Raw genomic sequence first — 23,134 nt, 5'->3', positions numbered from 1 at the left:
GCAGGATACGTTGCTTTATTAGATTAGCTTCCTACAATTCTTCTATATAAAGTATAACACAGATTTCATTCCTTCTATAACGATTTTTTATCACCATAGAATCAAAACTGATATTCGCAATTCGCTTACGCTACCAGCTCTACCTCATTGTCACTATATGGCATTTAAAACAGGCAAGTCCGACTTCCCTGATGAGGTTAAAAAAAGAAAGGAGTTTATTCATGAGTACCTATCAACCATTAAAACTTTCAAACTTTCGTTCTAATCAGGGATTTTTTCACCATTATCAAGAATTGATTACTCATACGGTACTACCTTATCAATACAAGATACTAAACGATGAAATAGAAGGAGTAGCAAAAAGCCATGCGATAGAGAATTTCCGCCTTGCGGGAAAAGTATTAAGGGGAGAACCCATCTTTGATGGATTTTATGGAATGGTGTTTCAAGATAGTGATGTCGCTAAGTGGTTAGAAGCGGTAGCTTATTCCCTCGTTGTATTCCCTGATTCTTCCTTAGAACAACTTGCAGATTCTGTGATTGATTTGATTGAACAGGCACAGGAAAAAGACGGCTATTTAAATACATATTTTACGATCAAAGACAAGGATAAGAGGTTTACAAACCTTCAAGAGGCACATGAGTTATATTGTTCAGGACATATGATGGAAGCAGCAGTCGCATATTATGAGGCTACTGGTAAAGATAAATTATTACAGGTAATGAAACGGAATGCGGACCACTTATATGAACATTTTATGATAAAAAATCCTCATGGATATTCAGGACATCCAGAAATCGAGCTTGCGTTACTTCGTTTGTATGAAGTAACCAAAGAAGAACGTTATCTTACGCTATGTAAACATTTTATTGATATCCGTGGTGAAGAGCCTAATTATTTTAAAGAAGAAGTGAAAAAACGGACTTGGCAGGTATGGGGAATGAATGCAGAGGATACCGACTATATGCTATGCACAAAACCTGTTCGAGAGCAAACCGTTGCTACTGGCCATTCGGTTCGCGCCGTGTATCTTTATACTGCCATGGCAGACCTCTCCTTCTATGTAAACGATGATGACCTTCGTTCCGCTTGTGATACACTTTGGAATAATATCACAAAACGCCAGATGTATATCACAGGGGCGATTGGCTCTACTGTGTTAGGTGAGGCATTTACCAAAGATTATCATCTTCCTAATGACACTGTATACGGAGAAACCTGTGCCTCCATTGGGCTAATTTTCTTTGCACAAAAGATGTTAAAACTCCATAAACATAGCAGGTATACAGATGTTTTAGAACGTGCTCTATATAATACGGTACTAGCAGGTATGCAATTAGATGGTAAAAAGTTTTTTTATGTTAATCCTCTCGAAGTTATTCCTGGTATTTCAGGTGAAGTAAACACTCATCGCCATGTTTTACCCAAACGTCCAGAATGGTATGCCTGTGCTTGTTGTCCTCCTAATGTAGCAAGACTCCTAACCTCCATCGGAAGTTATGCCTATGCGGAAGAAGGAACTACTCTATACTGTCATTTATACGTTGCTGGGGAAATAAAAACGAACTTTGGGAAAGTGATAGAATGCATCGGAAATTATCCTTACGATGGAAGCATTACCTACCAAATAAAATCAAGAGGCACTTATACGTTAGCGATTCGTATTCCAGATTGGAGTAACCATACAACTATTACTTACAACCACAAGAGCGTTTCTTTAACAGAAATCATCAAAGATGGTTATGCATACCTAACATTTGACTATCAAGAAGGAGATGAGATTGAACTAAATCTCGATATGAGTGTTCATAAAGTTTATACTACTACAAAAGTCTCTAATAATTCTGGATTGGTAGCCTTACAACGGGGTCCACTCGTATATTGCGTGGAAGGAATTGATAATCAAAATGATATTCTCTCCCTTAGTATATCTAAAGATGCTGAATTTTTAGTTCAGCCTTATGAGGAAAATGTTCTTAGTGGTACAGTCACTCTAACTTTTACAGGCCTACGAACAGAAGAAGTTAATACTCTCTATACTTATACGAAACCGAAGGAACACCCTTTCACGATTACTGCAATTCCATATTATACTTGGGGCAATCGAGGGATATCACAAATGCGTGTCTGGTTACCAGAAAAATGTTAAAATAGCGTTTCGCCATAACGAATAAAGGATATCATACTACTAGATAAGGATTACCAAAACAAAATGAAATCTATTTAAAAAGAAGGAAAAGCGCACTTTTCGAGCTTATCCTTCTCATGAATCAAGTGGGAACTAACGAATGATTTCATTAGTTCCCACTTTTTTATTATACTAACACGATAAGTTTACTGTGCAACCCCTAACTCTCTCATTAAAATATCATAAGTCGCCGGACCAACGGATAAGTATTTTTCGTGAACTTCTTTTTTACTCATGGTGCCACCTGACTGCTCATTGATTGCATCTATAATCTGCTTTGTATAAATATAGCCTACTGCATAGGAACTATATAACCCTGGTGATTCTTCGACGATACTCTTGAGGTACGTCCCCATAATCAGATACCCTGGTGAATATTGGCTGATTACTTCCGATATTTTATTGTTTTCCCAACCATAATAGTTCACACCGATATCTATTATCGTAACTAATGTAATTTCGATCAAACGATTAAGCTGAGTTTCTCTTGCTTGAATATCAGACAAACCGCCATAGGAATATCCTATCTCTTCAACGTAAGTCGTCCAGCCTTCAAGATATCCAACCAATCCTGTACCTGCCCAAGCTAAAATCTTACGATAGTCTGTCGTTCCAATATCATTTAAATAATTGTAATGATAAAGATGTCCTGGCACTCCCTCATGTGCCAACACCTGTAGATATGGCTGAGTCCCAGGAGCATTCAAGGTTCCAAGATAGATATACTCTTCCTTTAACGTTGAATCAATTGCAAATGGATAAAATAATCCTCCTGCAAAGCTATTCATACAGGTAGGCATATCTTTGACTCCCCATGTTAAACCTGCATCAGGGAAATCAACTTTTGCTTTCTCAGATAACATCTTTGTTATATCATCTGCATCACCCCATTGTCTTGCAGTGATGACAATTTCATTCTCAATGTTGGGATGCTTCGCTAATATCTCTTCTTTTTCTTTTACATATACCGCTAGATTTTCCTCCAGCAACTTCATTAATTCTTCCGGAGTTGCATTCACACTACAAGAAGACTTCAATAGATTCTCATAATAAATTTTACCAGTTTCTGTTTCGTAGAATCCTTTTGATTTACCACCCTGCTCTTTTAATTCCTCCATGGTATCCACTAACTTCTGATAAGCAGGAACGATATGTTTTTCAACTAAAGAATCACTTTTTTCTATCAGCGCTTTCTTCTCACTATCACTTAAAAAGCTTAACTTCGCTACCTCTTCTTGAAATGTTTTTTTGTAATCCAACGCATTATTATTCACAACACTAAGACAAGATTTACGAACTGCTTCCGCTCGTGTAGAAGTCATAAATAGCCCTTCTTTAGCCTTCTCACGTTCAAACTGAGCTACATCATTAAAGTACTTTTCAACCATCTCATAAATTTCAAAAAATTCTTCTACATCCTTTTTGCTTTCCTTACCTTTTTCAACTAAGGTTTGGAAGTAACGATTCCCGTACAAACTAACAATCCCTGAAAGTGTGATATGATCTCCATCCATCGTAGAAAGCGGTTCCTGATAATAGTATGCATCTTTGATAGCAATACTTTGCTCCAACATAGCTTTCGTAATATCATAATCTATCTTTTGCGCTGATGTTAAGCTTTTATAATCATAGTTAAGAAGCTGTGCTAATTCTTCTTCACTTTGTTTGGTCGATTTATCAAACTCTTCCTTACTTAATGAGGCCAGAATATGTTCATATTCTGTAATACCGTAATTCTCGGGATTTTCTATAAATTGAGAATAGGTTAGTGCACTTGATGTAACGATCTCTCGAAACATCTTGTCACTAAACTCGGCAAACGTCAATTCTTTTGGCTCCACTTTATTTGCACAGCCTGTTACAAAAATTGTTAAGCTTAACACTATGGCAATGATACTTCGCTTCCCTCTTTTTTGCAGTTCTTTCATATACTCCTCCTACATAATTTTCTTAAATTTTAATAATAGTAATTTATATGAACTTGCATAATCAAAAAAATAAAACTAGGTTAAAAATTTATTCATTTCTATATACAATTAGCTGTTTTACGAATCAGTATTACTTCATAAGATTACTATAAGTTTTGTTTTTAATAATTATACCGTAATCTTTAAAAATTACAATGTCTTCCACCTCTTTTTAATAAAAGTAACGAAATATCATTGGTTTTTGTTATAACATGTTTCTACCATTACTGGCGGAAAGTTCTGTTGACATCCCGAATTAAATTAGATAAGATAAGCATATATATCTTCCAATTTGCTGTAGTTTTATAATGAAACTTAGCATGAAAAGGAGCGCGAATGTATCACTTTATTATAAACCCACATTCCAAAACTGGAAAAGCCAAAGAATTATGGCTTGGGTTAAGACAACGTTTAGAGAACGAACAGATAGATTACCAAGAATACTTTACCACCGGACGTGGTCATGCAACACAGATCACAAAAGAAATCTGTGCAAGAGATAACGAAAGAAAAACAATCGTAATTGTTGGTGGAGATGGAACCGCTAATGAAGTTATTAATGGTATTGACAATTACGAGGATGTTCTACTTGGATACGTACCAATGGGCTCCAGCAACGACCTTGCTCGTGGATTATTATTACCAAAAAAACCAAAAAATGCACTAGATAGGGTACTAAACCCAAAGAAGATACGTGTCGTGGACCACGGACAAGTAACATTTGAGGATGGGTTCTCTAGAAGATTTTCTGTAAGCTCAGGAATTGGTTACGATGCTTCCGTTTGTCATATTGCATTAACCTCAAAAATTAAAAATGTTTTGAATAAATTTGGTCTTGGCAAATTAACATACACCATAATTGCAATCAAAGAAATCTTTGCAACTAAACCAACCGATGCTACCGTAATCGCAGATGGTATCACTTATTCAATAAAAAACTTAATATTTTTGGCATCCCTGATACATAAGTGTGAAGGTGGCGGTCTTTTGATGGCTCCTGATGCCAGTGATGATGATCGAAAACTTTCTATTTGTATGGTATCTAATTTATCGAAAATAAAAATGTTGTTTCTTATGCCAACAATCATTTTTGGTAAGCATACAAAGATCAGAGGTGTTCAGATGCTTACTTGTGATTCTGTATCCATTCATACAAACTCTCCGTTATTTGTTCATACAGATGGCGAAGTTCATGGATATCATACAGACATTACACTTAGCTGTACGAAGGAGCAAGTTAGCATAATAACATAGGAAAATAGTTACCTATGAAATAGCCTATTTTTAAGAGCTTTATTGATAATGCCACAAACAATGTTACACTGTATTTGAATACAGCTTTATAAGGATTTATTTTAGTCCGTTAGGTTATTTTCTAATAATCTACAACAAGGAAAAGCGCGCTTCGCGTACTTTTCCTTGCCATGAATATGAAAGAAACGAATACTATTAAGAAAAACTAACTTATTTAACTTTACTTATCTCTTTACTTTTTATCTCTTTCTCTTTTTGTTCTTTCACTCTCACTCTACCCTGCCCACTTCGTTCCTGCTCCAAAACTCCTCCAATAGTTCTAGCATTCTCCCTTGATTTACAACATCGTATTGTTCCCATTCTCTTGGAAATAAATTTTTGTATTGAGAATTTAAAAAACGTTCATCCAGTAATAAGATTGCACCTTTATCCTCAACAGTACGAATCACTCTACCGGCGGACTGAAGTACTTTATTAATTCCTGGATAAAGGTAAGCATGGTCAAAACCTGTTCCATTTCGATCATCATAATACCCACGGAATAATTCTCGCTCATTACCGACCTGCGGTAATCCCGTTCCAACAATTACCGCGCCAATCAAACGGTCTTTTTTTAAGTCGATTCCCTCAGAAAAAATTCCTCCCATAACACAGTAACCAACCTTAGTGTGCGTTGGACTTTCCTCAAAGGATGCCAAAAACTCTTCCTTCTCAAGTTCTCCCATACTAGTCTTTTGTAATAGCAAATTAGGAATTCTGCCCTCACTTAACTCAGCAATTTGCTGTAACATCTGATAGGACGGAAAGAATACAAAGTAATTTCCAACCTTTGCATTTACAAAGCCTTCGATGTAGGAAACAATCTTCTCATATTCTTCTTGACCACGTCTTGTATACTTCGTACTAACGTCCTTTGCAATCATTAACAATCTTTTGGAAACTTCAAATGGGGAAGGTGCATAGATAGCGTAATCTTCTTCGGTACCGCCAAGCTGTTCCTTATAGTACGTAATTGGTAATAACGTTGCAGAAAAAAAGATAGCACTCTTACCCTTATTTAAACAAGTTAATAAGTTTTTTGAGGGATCCATGCAAAGGAGCTTTACACGAAACTTTCCACCCTCATCATAGTCTGAATAGATCAGATAATCTTCTCCTAATATATCATGAATTGCTAGAAAATTTCTCACATCAAAAAACAACTGTGATACAACCTCTCTACCATCAAAATCTCCATATTCCTTAAAAAACTCTTCATATTCAGACATCAGTCTTAAAAGAGGAAGTACCAAATCATTGACATCTTCTAATACTTCTATTTCATCACAACCGCGCTTTAATCTTAGCATTACCTCATTACAGGCTTCCAGTCTCTTGACCATTGTTCTTGATTTATCTTTTAATATACCCTTAACCGATAAAAAGTCCTCTTTGTACAACATAGCGCTGTACATTTCTCTAGCTCTGTCAACTAGATTGTGTGCTTCATCAATTAGGAACACATAATCCTGTTTCTTGTCATTCTCAAAAAATCTTCTTAAATAAACATTTGGATCAAATGCATAGTTATAATCACAGATAATACCATCTGCCCATAAGGTCACATCAAGGCACATCTCAAATGGACAGACGCAATACTTCTTAGCATACACTTCAATCAGCTCTCTTGATATTCTTGATTCACTCGTCAGCAAATCGAAAACCGCATCATTTACTCTATCATAATGCCCTTTGGCACGTTCACATGCAGCCGGGTTACAATTTGGCTTGTCAAGGATACAGATCTTGTCTTTTGCTGTGATGGTAACGAGCTTCATGGAAAGTCCTCGCGCTAATAGTAACTGATAAGTATCCTCTGCTACAGTACGTGTGATTGTTTTAGCTGTTAGATAAAATATTTTAGATACAAAGCCTTCTCCCATCGCCTTAACAGCGGGAAAAACCGTTGATATTGTTTTTCCGACACCAGTCGGTGCTTCTATAAATAACTTTTTATCTCGAATTATAGTCCGGTAAACTCCTGTTACTAAATCTTTTTGTCCAGGACGATATTCAAAAGGGAACTCTATCTGTTTAATGGATTCATTTCTACTATCCATCCATTTAATCTGCCAAGCTGCCCATTTGCAATATTCCTGAATCAGATTCTGAAACCATCTTGATACTTCCTCAAACGTAAGTTCTTCCGATAGGATTCTGACTGCCTCTGTTTCAATATGGCAATAAGTAATTTGTATGTCTATCTTAGGTAACCCTCTCTCCTTAGCATAGATATAGGCATAGCACAAGGCTTGTGCACGATGAACCGGTATCATCTCAGATATCTGATTAATATCCGCATAGACACATTTTATCTCATCAATGATAACATGACTCTTTCCTTTTATTTCTCCGTCACTTGGTGGTTCAAGTCCCGTAATCATCTTCTCTGTCCCACCCACAGCCAATTGCCCAGACACCGTAGTATTTTCCTTTGTCTCACCCTCAATTGCCGGCTCAAATTTTGTAATAATTCCATCTGCCCTGCCTTCAATAATAAGCTCAAAGTCAATATCATCTCGTGATACCGGAACCACTACACGGAGTGCTACTTCAGGTTGATATTCAGATCCCATCTTTCGTTGAATCTTTCGATGTAGTCTACTACCTTCTTGCATAGCATCTGGATCTCTCTTACCTATACTATTATCCAAATCTCCTGATTTCATGATGAATTCTACTAGATTACGAACTGATATCTTTATTGATTTTAAACCAGTATCCCCCATTTGATTTCTCCCATCTTTTAGTTCTATGCAATGAGTTATTATCTAATTTATCCTATCAAAAAAACTCTCTAATATTCTACTGATATTCTGAAAATTATTCCTCATCTTATTCTTCCTCAGGTTATGTAAACTATCCTTTTCATTATAGCATTCTGAAAATTAAAGAACAAGTGTTTCGGTCCTCTATTACAAAGTAGAGCCTTGCTTTTTTACATTGAATCTGTTATAGTCAAAAGGTGGAATTTAATATCCACAATTTAAGGAAATGAGGTATAGAATATGGATCAACATGGCGATAACTGTAACTGCAGCAGCGATGAATTTTTTCATGATCAAGTAACATTAACATTAGAGGATGATACCGAAATTGTTTGCGATATTATAGCTGTATTCCCATGCGGCGAGAAACAATACATTGCATTACTTCCAGAAGATGCTGGGGAAGACGGTGAGGTATTCTTATATGAATTCATTCAAAATGGGGATGAAATCGAATTAGAGTCCATCGAAGACGATGCAGAATTTGATGCTGTTTCTGAAGCATTTGATGAGTTTTTAGATTCCGAAGAATTCGACGAACTATTTGGCGAAGAGGACGAGGAAGAAGAGCAAAACTAAAAATAGCCTGCACGAAAGCAGACAAATTATTATAAAGTGAGAGTTAAGACTATAGGAAGCCTATTCGCTTCCACAGTTTTGAAACTCTCACTTTTTTTATGTCACTTTACAATTACCCTCGATATCCACTTAAAAACATCTCTAGCTTATCCATTGCTATCTTTAATTCTTCCACTCTTGGTAAATATACAATTCTAAAGTGATCTGGTTCTTTCCAATTAAAGCCCTTGCCATGAACCATTAATATATGCTGTTTCTTTAGAAAGTCAAGTACGAACTTTTCATCGTCCAAGATATTATATTTCTTAGTATCAATTTTGGGAAAGATATAAAATGCTGCTTTCGGCTTTACTGCACTAATACCCGGAATGCTATTAAGTCTCTCAGTAATATATTCGCGTTGCTCATAGATACGCCCACCTGGATATAAAAGTTCATCGGAACTTTGATATCCCCCAAGCGCTGTCTGAATAATTTGCTGTGCTGGAACATTCGAGCAGAGTCGCATGGATGATAGAATGTTTAACCCTTCAATATATCCTTGAGCTTTCGACTTATTCCCACTAAGACACATCCAACCCGCTCTGTAGCCTGCAATTCTATGTGACTTAGATAATCCATTAAATGTAACAGTCATTAGATCAGGTGCAAGGGATGCTATGGAAATATGTTCCCTATCATCCATTACCATTCTGTCATATATTTCATCAGAGAAGATAATTAATTCATATTCTCTTGCTATTTCAACGATTTGTAGAAGAATTTCTTTTGGATACAATGCACCGGTTGGATTATTTGGATTAATGATTACTATTCCCTTTGTTTTATCCGTAACTTTTTTCTTAATATCATCAATGTCAGGGTTCCAGTCTGCCTGCTCATCACATACATAATGAACCACTTTCCCACCGGCGAGCGTTGCAGCAGCTGTCCAAAGCGGATAGTCCGGTGAAGGAATAAGTATTTCGTCTCCACTATCAAGAAGTCCTTGCATTGACATAGAAATCATTTCACTCACACCGTTACCAGTATAAATGTCATTTATACCGACGTTAGGGATATTCTTCAATTGACAGTACTGCATAATAGCTTTTCTAGCAGAGAAAATACCTTTCGAATCCGAATACCCCTCTGACTGATACAAGTTTGACATCATATCCCGAACTATTTCATTCGGTGCTTCAAATCCAAATGGTGCTGGATTACCGATGTTAAGCTTCATTATTTTTATCCCCTGTTCAATCATTCTCTCCGCTTCATTAACAACAGGTCCCCTAACATCATAAGCAACATTATCAAGCTTTTTTGTTTTACCAATAATTTTCATCACAAATCTCCTTTTCATTATAATTGTAAAAATAATATATAGTTCCATTTTTAATACAACAAGTTACAAACCCCATAGAGGTTTTTATTTATGAATAATTGCAGCGCAATATCCTATAAATAAATTAAAAAAGCCCTATGCTAACTAAAGTCAGCATAGGGCGAATTATTAATCCGTGTTACCACCTATATTCAGAGAAAACTCTGCTCTCATGTCAGTTCATACCACTATATAAAACCTATAGAGGAAAACTGTATCCACTATAACGGACGGACTCCCGATGAAGTCTACTAAATCAATAATATACCTTTCTGATGTTAACCTTATACACCATTTTGCTCCTTGTATATTATAATTGTTCGGTTCATGGCTCAGAAACTGCTTCCATATTTCTTCACAAGAATTTGCACCTTCCATTCTCTCTCTGAAGTTTCAGAAAATATGTACTCCTTTTCTTCACTGCCTTTTCAAAATATTGTATTTAATATTATATTTTTATTATCAAATTGTCAATATTAATTTATCATCCAATCAATGGCATATTAATTTATCATCCAATCAATAGCATCTTCTAAAAGCCACCTCTTTATTACGATGATACCCCTGATTTATTTTCTCTTAATCATCCAATTTTATCATCTGATTTCTTATACAAAATTCTAAATCGAGTACCTTTGGAAGAAATATCTTATCAAAATGAATGGTTATCTTATTCTCTTCGATTTTCTTAATACTTCCTTCCCCATAAATAGAATGCTTTACCCTCATCCCCTCTTTTAGTTCCATAGGGCTGACAAGCAATTCCCCAACAAACCTAGAAGGAGATAGTTCTTTATTATAGCGTTGTTTCGCATAGAAGATATGAAGATAGCTCTTTGCTCTGGTCATCGCAACGTAAAACATCCTTCTCTCTTCCTCCATATCCTCTGGTACCACAGCTTTTTTATGAGGTGTAATTCCTTCATTGGCATCCATTAGAATTACCACATCAAATTCCAATCCCTTGGATGCATGAAATGTAGTTAATATCACTCCATCCACATCCTTTTGGTTTTGTTTCATTGCCTGCTCCTTTAAGCCTGCTTTATAATCTTCAATATGGTTTAACCATTCTTCATGCGTTTTATATTCTCTTGCCTCTTCTTGAAGCTCTGATAGAACGTCATAGAGCTCCTCCACCTTTATTCTACGAAAGTTTGCATACTCTTTTAAGTAATCATCATAACCAATTGCCCTACGGATATAGTTAATCGCAGCATAGGGGTTCGTCCTTCGAATTAGCGTTAAGTCATAAACTAATTTATCAATACGTTCTACGACATAAGGCTTTTCCATATAGAATTCTCTTAATGTATTAAAGTCCACATCCGTCTGCTCTAACGCTTCTCTACTAATATATCTCTTCGGCCGATTCATTACCTGTAAAAAAAGCCCCCGTTCCCTGATTCCCAGAGACAGCTTTATATAACAAATCAGATCCTTAGCAATCCAGTGTTCATATAGATTGGGCAAATTATCTCTCATCTTAAACGGTACATTATATTCCATTAGCTTTGTTACAAGTGCTCCTGGTTGAGTGTTTGTTCGATATAAAACTGCAATCTGAGAATAACGCATCCCCATCTTACGATAACGATCAATCTCCTCAAGAATAGCTTGATTTTGCGCTTGTAAATCCGAAAAAGATTTCACATCAATCTCATTCCCCGGCTCATGTACAGATTGTATCTCTTTCGGGTATCTCTTTTTGTTATTCCCAACGACTTTTAGCGCACCTGTAATAATATTCCCTTTTGAGCGGTAGTTTTTATTTAATACAACTTTTTTTGCTCCTTTATATTCTTCTTCAAAGGATAGCATAATCTCTGGCTTTGCACCACGAAACCGATAGATACTTTGATCGTCATCACCCACAATAAATAAATTGTTCTTAGGTCTTGCAAGCATCTTGATGATTTCGTACTGAATCCGATTGATATCTTGAAACTCATCGATAAGAATATATTGGTACTTCTGCTGCCATAGCGATAATATATCTGGCCTTTTTAATAATAACTCGTAGCAAAGGAGTAACATATCATCGAAATCAATCTTATTTTGATTCCGCAATTTCTTTTCATATTCCTTGTATATTTCTTGAAAGGTCTCTTCGGAGCAATTCATAGAATAGTAATGAGAGATATCCATGTTTTCACCCTTGACTAAACTAATTTCTGACCCAATACCCTCTAGGAATTCTTTCTCATCCTCTATTTCAAGCTCCATCGATTGTATAATGTCACGTAGGAGTCGGTATCTCTCTTCTTCCGTAATAATATTAGAAACGCTGTAATTATAAGCATATCGTAATATCTTAAAAAATATTGCATGGAAGGTTCCAAAATTAACGCCTGATCTTCCTTCTCCCATTAAGCGTTCAAAGCGATCCTGCATCTCCATAGCAGCCGCCTTGGTAAATGTGATAACAAGGATATGATTTGGTGCAATTCCATATTGTTCGATAAGATGCTGCGTTCTTTTAATTATCACTAAGGTTTTACCAGAACCTGGTCCCGCCAAGACAAGCATGGGCCCTTTATGATGTTTTATTGCCCTCTCCTGCGCCTCATTCACTGTTTTCATAACTAACCTCTATTTCTGCGCTAACTCTCGTGCTTCAAAAATCTGTATCACGGATTACTAAGATACCTATTTTTCAACTTTTCCTGTCTAGATATAAAATGCTAATCTTTGTGTATCCTGATTGTTATTTAATCTTTTTTAGATTCTGTCTTATTAATTCTGTCCTATTAAGATTCTGTCTTCCTAACATTAGAATATCTTTAGCTTCACATTATTTTAACTAATACTATCATACCATAGAACAAAGCTGGCTCCTAGTAGAGTATGATGAAAAAAAACAGCATCTTCCTTGTGCATATTGAACATGGAAAATACTGTTTTTTCATCTTTTCACTTTAAGAAGTGTATTCCCTTTAGGAAAGGGAAGAACTTAATTTTTCGATTGCAACACGTATTCTTCTAAGGCTTTCCTCTTTCCCAAGGATATTCATAATTTCATATGCTCCACCTGGTGTAGACTGTTTTCCGGATACTGCAGTACGAACTGGCCATAAGCCTTGCCCATTCTTAATTCCATTTTCCGCAATATAACCCATTAATAATGCCTCAATTGAGGATACAGAGTAATCGTTCAGTTCTTCAAATCTTGGAAGAACATCTTGTAATACCTTGAGAGAATTCACAGAATCCGTCTTCATCTTCTTATGAGTGAACATTGCAATGTCGTACTCTGGTAGCTCTTCAAAGAAATCAATCATATCAGCAATATCAAGGAAGGTCTCAATTCTAGTCTTGACTAAATCAGCAATAAATTTAAGGTCATAGTCTTTTGTAACTACCTTCTTAATATATGGAAGTGCGTATTCATAGTACTTCTCACTATCCATTCTTTTAATATACTCACCGTTCATCCAACGAAGTTTATTCATATCAAAAACGGAAGGAGACTTATTGATGTGAGTATAATCAAATTCGCGTACCAACTCTTCTAAGGAGAATATTTCTTCATTTGTTGTGGAACTCCAACCAAGAAGTGCAATAAAGTTAACAATCGCTTCCGTAACAAATCCCTGCTCAATTAAATCTTCAAAAGAAGAGTGTCCGCTTCTCTTACTTAATTTTTGATGCTCCTCATTTGTAATTAATGGACAATGGATATAAACTGGCTCTTCCCAGCCAAAAGCTTGATACAATCTGGTGTATTTTGGTGTACTAGATAGATACTCATTCCCACGTACAACATGAGTAATTTCCATCAAATGATCATCAATAACATTAGCAAAATTATAAGTTGGGAATCCATCGGACTTAATTAGAATCATGTCATCTAATTCCGAGTTATCAACAGTAATCGTTCCATAAATCGCATCCGTAAAAGATGTCGTTCCTTCTGTCGGCATATTCTGACGAATTACATATGGCATACCAGCTGCTAAATTTGCTTCTATCTCATCCTTACTTAAATGAAGGCAGTGCTTATCATACTTGGTTATTTCTTTACTCTCTCCATCTTCCTCACCAACAGCACTCTTTAATGTCTCTAGACGCTCCTTGGAACAGAAGCAATAATAAGCTTCTCCCTTTTCAATCAATTCTTTCGCATACTTTAAGTAGATTCCGGTTGCCTGACGCTCACTTTGGACGTATGGGCCAAATCCCTTATCTTTATCTGGACCCTCGTCATGAATTAATCCAGTCTTTGCAATGGTACGGTATATAATTTCTGTAGCACCTTCTACTAAACGTTCTTGATCCGTATCCTCTATTCTTAATATAAAGTCTCCACCTTCATGTTTTGCAATCAAATACTCATAAAGTGCAGTTCTTAGATTACCAACATGCATACGCCCTGTTGGACTTGGTGCAAATCTGGTTCTAACCTTAGCCATCTGTAATCCCGCCTTTTCTAAAATTTCTTGTATTCCAAAAATCATACTAATCTCGTACATTTTCTAGAATTCCAAGATTCAATATGTATTACTATAATCCATCCAAAATGTCCTGTCAAGGTGATAAGACACTTCCTTTTCCTGCATTTCATCTAATAATTTTACACCTTAATGTCTTTTAAGATATCTACTTATTTTACTCCCATAAAAAAGGGCAAAATAAGATTTTCACTTATTTTGCCCCCACTTTTCTTCTTTTATTTTTTGTGATACTTCTTCCATCTTTTATGCTGCTTTTTCTACTTTCTTTTATGCTGCGTGAAAGCTACAAACGGCATATAACTAACCACTTATTGTAACACTTTCTTACTACATAATGTTTCTTTCAATGATTTTTTAATCATTCATACTTGAAACATTATCATATTTCTTTGGCAAAATGAAATAGGTATTTCCTCCAGCTACCAAAACTTCCTGATAATATTGCAGATTAAATAGGAAATATCCAAGGCAAGAGATAATAAATAGCAGATACGGAACTACTGTTAGCTGTACTGGATTATAATCATATAGGATTTCCTTAACCGCAACATACCACATAATAAAATTGCAAAGAATTGTTGTTAAAGAAGTGGCAATCAAATACAGCATCGTTCGCCTACAAGCAATAAAAATGTTAGTTTTACTCTTTTGCTTCTTTACATACACCCAGAATCTTAGTAGTACTGGTAATCCAATTAAGAATAAAAGTCCTGGAATAAACAAAAGTAATACAGTATAATCAAATGCCTTCTCTCCTGTGTATTCTACTACCTCCCCAATATAGCTTCCCAGATTGAAAAGAAAGAAAAACCCCGACTTTCCTTCCTTACCGGATACCGATACCCATGGTAAAAACATAAGTATAACTGAAAGAATGGAACAAATAACACTGCCGCGCAGATAAAACTTTTCCTTTGAAGCAGGTAGTACGATAGCATTCGTAGCTTTCATATAGAACCTCCTTACTATTATTCTTTCCTTAATTTTACCATAATATGTAAATACTTTCAATTACAATCTGTAGAAACCCTACTGGCTTTGCCTTGATTTTGGTAAGGACATTTCATAAGAGTTCATGGCATAGTTTTGGGATGAACTAATCAATCTTTACCGTCTGACTCATCCGAATATCTCTGGAAGAACTACCAACCTCAATAATAAACTCTCCTGCCTCCAATACAAACTTCTTACTCTTAGTACAGTAATAAGTAAACGCAGATGGCTTTAACTCCATCATTAGCTCTTTTTCCTCTCCCGGTTGTAAAAATACTTTTGTAAATCCTTTTAATTCATGTATAGGACGCTTAACACTGCAAACTGGATCAGAAACATAAACCTGAATTATCTCAGCCCCTGCTACATTCCCCGTATTCCTAATACTAAAACTAAGGAATACACCTTTTTCTTTATTTACTCTTGCTTCTAAATCATGATAGGAGAAACTTGTATAAGAAAGTCCATGTCCAAAGCAAAATTCTGGGGTGATATCCTCAGTATCATAATAACGATATCCAACCATAATACCTTCGTTATAATAAACGCTTCCTTCTCTACCAAATTCCCCGTATTTATGAGCAGGACAATCATTTAGTTCCTTTGGCATTGACTCAGGTAACTTTCCCGATGGATTGACCATACCAAACAATACTTCAGCCAATGCTTTGCCACCTTGCATACCATTATAATAGCTCCAAACAATTGCCTTTGCTTTGCCAGAGAATTTCTGCATAGAAACTGGAGATCCTGCATAGACAACCAGGATTGTATTTGGATTCACTTTCAGTACTTCTTCGATTAATTTTTCTTGTGCATATGGTAACTCATAACTTACGCGATCATTACCTTCTACATCGTGATGATGATCCAAACCTACGATAAGAATAACCTCCTCGGTCTCTTTTGCAAGTAGAACAGCTTCTTCTCGTAAACGTTTCTCTTCTGCTTCTCTTTTATCTTGACTTTCTTGCTCTAATACATGCCAGATTTCTTCTCGCTTTGCTCTCTCAGCCTTTACATCAGTACTAGTTTCCTGCCATCCAATCACGTCAAAAACTTTTTGAAATGGTACATAATAACCAGGATGATATGTCACCTCGGTATTGCCGCCAAGTTCCATACGAATTCCTAGTAATGGTGAGATTTCATAGAGTGCCTTGATTTCTGCGCTACCACCGCCAGCAGCATGTAAGGTGTCTGCATTTCGTCCAATTACAGCTAATTTTGTAATCTCTTTCTTTAAAGGTAATCTATCTTCTTCATTTTTTAACAAAATAATAGATTCCCTTGCAACCTTAAGAAGTTCTTGTTGGTGTGAAATTGTATTATAAGTGCCTGATTTTCTTTGCTTTGACTCTTCTCCGATCATTTTAAGACGAAGCATGAGGCGCAAAATATTTCTTACTTTTTTATCAACCTGATCTTCTGAGATTTCTCCCTTATGTACGGCTTCTAGTAGCGGTTTTGCCATGTAATAATTATCAAAATTCGTCTTTACATCCATCTCAATATCAAGTGGTGAATTAGCTGCAGCCTTGGTGTCATGGACACCACCCCAATCAGATATAATAGCTCCATCATATCCCCATTCTTCTCTTAAGATAGTTCCGAGAAGTTCTGAATTTTCACAACACTGTTCCCCTCGGAATTTATTATATGCTCCCATAATGGAATAGCTGCCGCCATTTTTTACCGCCGCCTTAAACCCAGGTAGATAAATTTCATAGAGAGCTCTGTCCTCTAAATCGGTATCAACTGCTAAGCGGTCTGTTTCTTGATTATTAACAGCGAAATGTTTTACGCAGGCTGCGACATCATTATCTTGAATTCCTTTTATCATAGAGCTAGCTAACTCTTCGATTAGTTTTGGATCCTCGCTCATGTATTCAAAATTTCTACCGCAGAGAGGACTTCGCTTAATATTAATTCCAGGTGCCAAAATAATATCTTTCCCTCTACCTCTCGCTTCGCTGCCAAGAACCTGCCCCGAAGTATAGGCAAGGTCTTTATTCCATGTTGCAGCGATTGCACTGTTACTTGGAAGATAAGATACGTAATCGTCCGTATTGCAGGCAAGAAACCATCTTTGGTCTTTAATCTCTCTACGAACGCCCATAGGGCCATCCGACATCTTTAACGAAGGAATACCAAGACGTTCTACTCCACCACTACGAAAGATGCCATTACCATGAATTAACCCTATCTTCTCTTCCAAGGTCATCTGACTTAATAAATTTTCGATTATCGTTTCATTTACCTTCTTCAAAACATCACAATCCTTTTCTATTTTATTTGTTGTTTCATTGTATCTTCTTAATTGTACTCATCTGTATTGTTCTTTTCTGAAAATTTATTTCTTCTACTGAATAACCTTACATTCCCATAACTACACGAACTCCCTTGCATTACTCACTTATGTAATGCAAGGGTTCAATTTTAATAAAATATTTTATATTATAACAGTAGCTACCATAGATTCTTGTGCCAGAATAACTGTATCATTTTCATTTAAGTTAAATTTAGCACCCTCTACACCTTTGGCAACATAATTCTTTAAAATAATACTTACTGGAGCTTTTGATGATAGGTTTATCGTTATCTTACCACTATTTAATAATGCGCTTATTACGACAACCTTTTCTCCATCTTCTCGATAAACAGTAGTAGTAGTTTCTGCCCCTTCTTGTAACTCGTATACTTTTAACTCAAGATTCTTCGTATAATCATAAACTGCTCCTTGATCTTTCAGACCAGATGCAATGATGCTTCCTTGCTTTACATAGAGCGGTATGCTAAGGTAACTGTGCTTTTCTTCATACCACTTTCCACCTTCTCTTACTTCTCCAGTTAGATAATTCGTCCATCTACCAGCTGGAAGATAGTAATGAGCCATACTTTCCTCATTAAAAATTGGAGCTACTAATAAACTATCTCCTAGAAAATACTGCTTATCAAGGTAGGAGCAATTAGGATCCTTGGTATATTCCATTACCATACTTCTCATCATTGGAATACCCGATGTTGAGGTTTCCACTGCATTGCGATAGAGATATGGCATAAGAGATGCCTTTAACTCTGTAAAGAAACGAACGACATCGACTGCCTCTTCATCATATACCCAAGGCACACGGTACGAGGTACTTCCGTGAAGTCTCGAGTGAGTGGATAATAACCCAAATGCTGCCCAGCGTTTGTATACATCTGGAGTTGAAGTGCTCTCAAATCCGCCGATATCATGGCTCCAATAACCAAAACCAGACATCGTTAGTGATAATCCTCCACGAAGACTTTCTTCCATGGATTCATAATCAGACCAACAGTCACCACCCCAATGAACTGGGAATTTTTGACCACCGACAGTAGCCGATCTAGCAAATAAAATTGCTTCCTCTTTACCTTTACAGCTTACTAAAACATCATAAACTGTTTTATTGTATAGATAAGTATAAAAATTATGCATTTTCATTGGATCAGAACCATCGTAGTAAACAACATCCGTAGGAATTCTCTCACCGAAATCTGTTTTAAAGCAATCTACTCCCATATCAAGTAACGCTTTTAGTTTCTCACCAAACCACTTACATGCCTCCGGATTAGTAAAGTCGACAATTGCCATACCAGGCTGCCACATATCCCATTGCCATACATCCCCGTTCTTTCTCTTAAGGAAATAGCCTCCCTTTACACCTTCTTCGAATAAGATAGATTCTTGACCAATATAGCTATTAATCCAAACGCAAATCTTTAATCCCTTTGCCTTTAGTCTCGCTAACATATTCTTAGGGTCTGGAAATACTCTGCTATCCCAGGTAAAATCAGACCAGCAAAAATCCTTCATCCAAAAACAGTCAAAATGAAAAACTCCCAAGTGAATTCCACGCTCTAACATGCCATCTACAAAACTATTTACTGTTTCTTCGTCATAGTTTGTTGTAAAAGAAGTCGATAGCCAAAGACCAAAGGTCCATGGTGCTGGAAGCCCTGGTTTTCCAGTTAAATCAGTATAACGAGCTAATACCTGCTTCATATCTGGTCCATTGATAATAAAGTAATCGAGACATTCCCCAGGAACAGAAAAACCTACTTTTGCTACCATCTCAGAGCCGATTTCAAAAGAAACTTTCTCTGGATGATTTACAAATATGCCATACCCTTTGTTTGTTATGTAAAATGGAATATTTTTATAAGATTGTTCGGTTGAAGTACCGCCATCTTCGTTCCAGATATCTAGTGACTGACCATTTTTTACAAATGGTGTAAATCTCTCTCCAAGACCATATACGAGTTCACCTACAGAAAGCGTTAACTGCTCTCTCATGTAAGTATCCTCTTCTCCACCATCATCGTAGGCAATTCCTTTCCAGTCAGTTTTCATATAACTAAGATCACGCCAACCGCTGGAGGTCAGTTTCTCATTTCCTCGATAATAGGTAAACGCAGCATTTGATTTTTGTACTTCTAGCCGAAGACTTCCACTCTTAATGATTAAAGTATCTTCTGTGTCCTCACACTCTAAGGAACAGGCTCCTGATAAGTCTAATTCAAATTCGGGACTCTTCTGTTTTAATCCCATATAATGATGGGTCTTAACACGTAAAACCTCAGGTGCTGGTGCTGTGATAAATATCGTAAGATTTATACCACCTAAGGTATCACCACGATGTTTGATTTGGTGTGTTGTTGTAAGGATTCGAACCTCATTTCCTTTGATTTGATAATCATAAACTTGCGCTGGGGAAAAGCACTCTGTACCCCTCTTTTGTAGCCAACATCCATTACTAAACTTCATAACATCCTCCATTCTGCCGCCATCTGCGTTTTGGTGCCAGTACAAATTTGTCATGTGATTAATTCCGATCTGTGTGTTCTAGCACACGACAACTATTTCCTAATTGAATTCACTTATCTCTTCGCTATTACTTCTCTTTCTTCACTTCTCTTCACTTCTCTTTCCTTCCTTTTCTTCCGTCTTATGAAATATCTTTAGTATGTATGCACAGGAGATATAAACAATCGCTCCTGGCCCTAACAATAAAAATAAAAAGATGGTAGTAGTATTCCATAAGCCTATTGCTAATACTGCTGCCATCATAACTAATATAATGACAGTTCGAAAAATATAACGTAACGAAAGTAAAAACGAATTTCGGATCATACGAAAGATTGTGTTTTGGTACCTAGCAGTTAATGCAAATGCATATAAAAAACTAAAGATATAAATCACTGTTCCAATCATAGTGCAAACAATCATTCCAACAGGACGTTCGGTTGCAATACGAAAGCAATAATTGTAATTAACCCATAGTATATACCCAAAAAATAAGCACAAAATCCCAAGGATGGTTCCTTGCCAAAAATTCTCTCGAAAAGCCTTAAAAAACATCTTACTTATGTATTCTTCTTCATTTACCACGAGCTTTAGCCCTACATAATAAGCTGCTGTTGTTGATGCTCCTATTGTAACAATAGGCAGGCTACATAACAGCCATAACAAACTCAGTACTAATATGTCCGTTATCTTCATCATAAATCGATATATTGGACTATTGATACTAAAAAAACTCATTGTTTCACCTCCGTTACAAGTATTATACCATAGGGTTTACAGGATAAAAATAAGGCATCCTTTCTTCCTCGATGTATTATATTATAATTCTGTTTTGATATCACTAGCTCCCATCACTTGCATTCACTTCTTCTTTTTATCTTTGTGTATAAAAAGGGTGTCGCCCTATTCCATGCGACACCCCAAAATACTCCCTAATCGCTATTAGTTACCCCAGAAAGATACCTGATCTTGAATGATCGTAGTTAACATCTCTTCTGCTTCTACTCTACCTGCCTTGTCTAAGTCAGCCATGAACTTCTCCCATGTAGCATCAAACTGATCTGGTGCACAGATGATTGCTTTAATCATGGATGGCCAAGCAATATCATTTAATGCTGTTTCAAAGTCATTAAATTCCGCTGGTTTTACTTGTGCCCAAACTGCAGCATATGGAGGAATATCAAATTCCTCTGGCTGAGGGAAGATATCTATTAACATCTCTTTATTCCATGCAGCTAAAGCTTTCTTTTCTTCTTCATGATAGTTTGAAATTATAAAGCTCTTACTATTTGTTGTATAGGTACTTCCAGTTGAATCTTCCGCACCATTACCATAGCATGGGAATGGATAGTTATGGAATCCAACACCACTAGTCTCTTTGTAATTGATGTCGTTCGTTGACTTATCGATTTCTTCCTGTGTTCTATAACGCTGACCATTTTCATCGATAAAGTAGTTTACATCTTTAATACCCCAGTTTAAAAGAACCTGAGCTTCATCACTACAAATCCAATTAAGGAACTTAATTGCTCTTACTGGATCTTCACAAGCTGTTGTGATTGCAACACCCCAACCTACAGAAAGACCTTGGTTCATTAAAGTGGAACACTTAATATCGGAACTCATTGTCACAGGAAGTCCTGCATAGGTTCTATTATATTTACCGTCTGACTTAAGAACTTTTTCGCCATCTGCATAGTCCCAATTCGCATCAAGGATACCAAGAACACGACCGGATGCAATCTTAGCAATATAGTCATCATGAGTCTGAGTTGCAAAATCCTTATCAAGAATTCCCTCATTATACATTCTATTTAACCACTGGAAGTATTCCTTTTGTCCAGGAGCGGCATGCTTATAATATGCTTGGTAGTTGTTTTTATCATCGATGATCCACTGACCATTATCTGGAGAACCATTTGCAATGAAACCTGCTGGATTTGCAAGAGTAATAAACCAGTGCCAATCAGCGCAAGAAATACTTAAACCAATGGTATCCAGTCCATCAATCTGTGGATTTTCTTTTATGTAGTTTTTAATCATCTCTTCATACTCAGCTAAAGTATAAGGAATCTTGTAATTATTAGCTTCAAGTACAGCCCACTGTAACTGTGCGGTACCAGAGGTTGTGAAGGCAGTATCACCAACACCATTGCTGCAAAGCATATAAATTGACTGGTCGTCCTTACTGTTTTTTAAACGGTTGTAGTTATCACCATATAGCTTCTTAATGTTTGGACCATATTCGTCAATCAGTGGAGCCATATCAATTAATGCACCTGCATCAATTAAAGCATCTCCGTCACCCTTTGCAAAGATCATATCCGGATAATCTTCCGAAGCAATCATAAGAGCGACTCTTTGATCATCTCCAGCAACCGGATAATCTGTCTTTAAAGTTACTCCTGTTGCCTCTGTTATGGCCTGTGCAACTGGATCAGTCCAAGGATCTTCCTGACCATCTGCATTGTAGAAGGTAAAGGTAATCGGGTCTAATTTCTCTTCTGGAACTTCGGTTGGATCTGCGGATGCGCCCTCTGTTGCTGTTGGTGCGGTTGTTGGTGTTGTATTGCTATTTGCTGGATTGTTGTTCTTCTTACCACATCCTGATGCAGCTGCAACCACCATCGTTAATGATAACAAAATTGCCAATACTTTTTTGTTTTTCATAATGTATCCCCCTTTTATGAATTA

General features: G+C 36.5%; 13 protein-coding genes and 1 other annotated feature. Of the genes, 3 read left to right on the top strand and 10 right to left on the bottom strand.

Annotation, left to right across the window (positions count from 1 at the left end):
• Nucleotides 1–221: 221 nt before the first annotated feature.
• Nucleotides 222–2,150, top strand: coding sequence for a glycoside hydrolase family 127 protein (locus CC92_RS0100640; protein WP_029502320.1), 1,929 nt, complete (start codon nucleotides 222–224; stop codon nucleotides 2,148–2,150).
• 185 nt (nucleotides 2,151–2,335) lie between these two features.
• Here the strand turns inward: CC92_RS0100640 and CC92_RS0100635 are convergent, their stop codons facing one another.
• Entirely contained in the window at nucleotides 2,336–4,117 is a 1,782-nt protein-coding gene (locus CC92_RS0100635) for a DUF885 domain-containing protein (protein WP_029502321.1), read from the bottom strand.
• A gap of 375 nt (nucleotides 4,118–4,492) precedes the next feature.
• On the opposite strand from CC92_RS0100635, the gene CC92_RS0100630 reads away from it, so the two are divergent.
• Nucleotides 4,493–5,410 carry a diacylglycerol/lipid kinase family protein gene (locus CC92_RS0100630; RefSeq protein ID WP_029502322.1) on the top strand — a complete coding sequence of 306 codons (918 nt, stop codon included), beginning with the start codon at nucleotides 4,493–4,495 and terminating at the stop codon, nucleotides 5,408–5,410.
• Nucleotides 5,411–5,679: 269 nt separating this feature from the next.
• Here CC92_RS0100630 and CC92_RS0100625 read toward each other — a convergent pair whose 3' ends face one another.
• A complete protein-coding gene (locus CC92_RS0100625) occupies nucleotides 5,680–8,178 on the bottom strand; it encodes an ATP-dependent DNA helicase (protein WP_029502323.1) in 2,499 nt (832 codons plus the stop codon).
• A gap of 279 nt (nucleotides 8,179–8,457) precedes the next feature.
• On the opposite strand from CC92_RS0100625, the gene CC92_RS0100620 reads away from it, so the two are divergent.
• Complete coding sequence (locus CC92_RS0100620; protein ID WP_029502324.1) at nucleotides 8,458–8,796, top strand: DUF1292 domain-containing protein; 339 nt, start codon at nucleotides 8,458–8,460, stop codon at nucleotides 8,794–8,796.
• A gap of 112 nt (nucleotides 8,797–8,908) precedes the next feature.
• On the opposite strand, the gene CC92_RS0100615 is transcribed toward CC92_RS0100620, so the two are convergent.
• The 8 genes from CC92_RS0100615 to CC92_RS0100575 all read right to left on the bottom strand — a co-directional run bounded on the left by CC92_RS0100615 (nucleotide 8,909) and on the right by CC92_RS0100575 (nucleotide 23,110).
• Nucleotides 8,909–10,123: a pyridoxal phosphate-dependent aminotransferase gene (locus tag CC92_RS0100615; protein ID WP_029502325.1), complete on the bottom strand. Its 1,215-nt coding sequence runs from the start codon at nucleotides 10,121–10,123 to the stop codon at nucleotides 8,909–8,911.
• 153 nt (nucleotides 10,124–10,276) lie between these two features.
• Nucleotides 10,277–10,592 (bottom strand) — a binding site (T-box leader).
• 149 nt (nucleotides 10,593–10,741) lie between these two features.
• Nucleotides 10,742–12,745 carry an ATP-dependent helicase gene (locus CC92_RS0100605; RefSeq protein WP_029502327.1) on the bottom strand — a complete coding sequence of 668 codons (2,004 nt, stop codon included), beginning with the start codon at nucleotides 12,743–12,745 and terminating at the stop codon, nucleotides 10,742–10,744.
• A gap of 353 nt (nucleotides 12,746–13,098) precedes the next feature.
• Nucleotides 13,099–14,574: a glutamate--tRNA ligase gene (gltX, locus tag CC92_RS0100600; protein ID WP_029502328.1), complete on the bottom strand. Its 1,476-nt coding sequence runs from the start codon at nucleotides 14,572–14,574 to the stop codon at nucleotides 13,099–13,101.
• Nucleotides 14,575–14,970: 396 nt separating this feature from the next.
• Complete coding sequence (locus tag CC92_RS0100595; protein WP_029502329.1) at nucleotides 14,971–15,567, bottom strand: hypothetical protein; 597 nt, start codon at nucleotides 15,565–15,567, stop codon at nucleotides 14,971–14,973.
• A 145-nt stretch (nucleotides 15,568–15,712) separates the two neighbouring features.
• Entirely contained in the window at nucleotides 15,713–17,878 is a 2,166-nt protein-coding gene (locus CC92_RS0100590; RefSeq protein ID WP_029502330.1) for a beta-glucosidase family protein, read from the bottom strand.
• Nucleotides 17,879–18,061: 183 nt separating this feature from the next.
• Complete coding sequence (gene yicI, locus CC92_RS0100585; protein ID WP_029502331.1) at nucleotides 18,062–20,401, bottom strand: alpha-xylosidase; 2,340 nt, start codon at nucleotides 20,399–20,401, stop codon at nucleotides 18,062–18,064.
• A 141-nt stretch (nucleotides 20,402–20,542) separates the two neighbouring features.
• The gene (locus CC92_RS0100580) at nucleotides 20,543–21,178 is read right to left on the bottom strand and encodes a YesL family protein (protein ID WP_029502332.1); all 636 of its coding nucleotides are present in this window, start codon (nucleotides 21,176–21,178) and stop codon (nucleotides 20,543–20,545) included.
• A 204-nt stretch (nucleotides 21,179–21,382) separates the two neighbouring features.
• Nucleotides 21,383–23,110 (bottom strand): extracellular solute-binding protein, encoded by a 1,728-nt coding sequence (locus CC92_RS0100575; RefSeq protein ID WP_029502333.1) that lies wholly within the window; start codon nucleotides 23,108–23,110, stop codon nucleotides 21,383–21,385.
• Between the last annotated feature and the right edge of the window lie 24 nt (nucleotides 23,111–23,134).

This window comes from Lachnoclostridium phytofermentans (genome assembly GCF_000733755.1).
Classification (GTDB): domain Bacteria; phylum Bacillota; class Clostridia; order Lachnospirales; family Lachnospiraceae; genus Lachnoclostridium; species Lachnoclostridium phytofermentans_A.
This window is presented reverse-complemented; position numbering and strand designations above follow the sequence as displayed.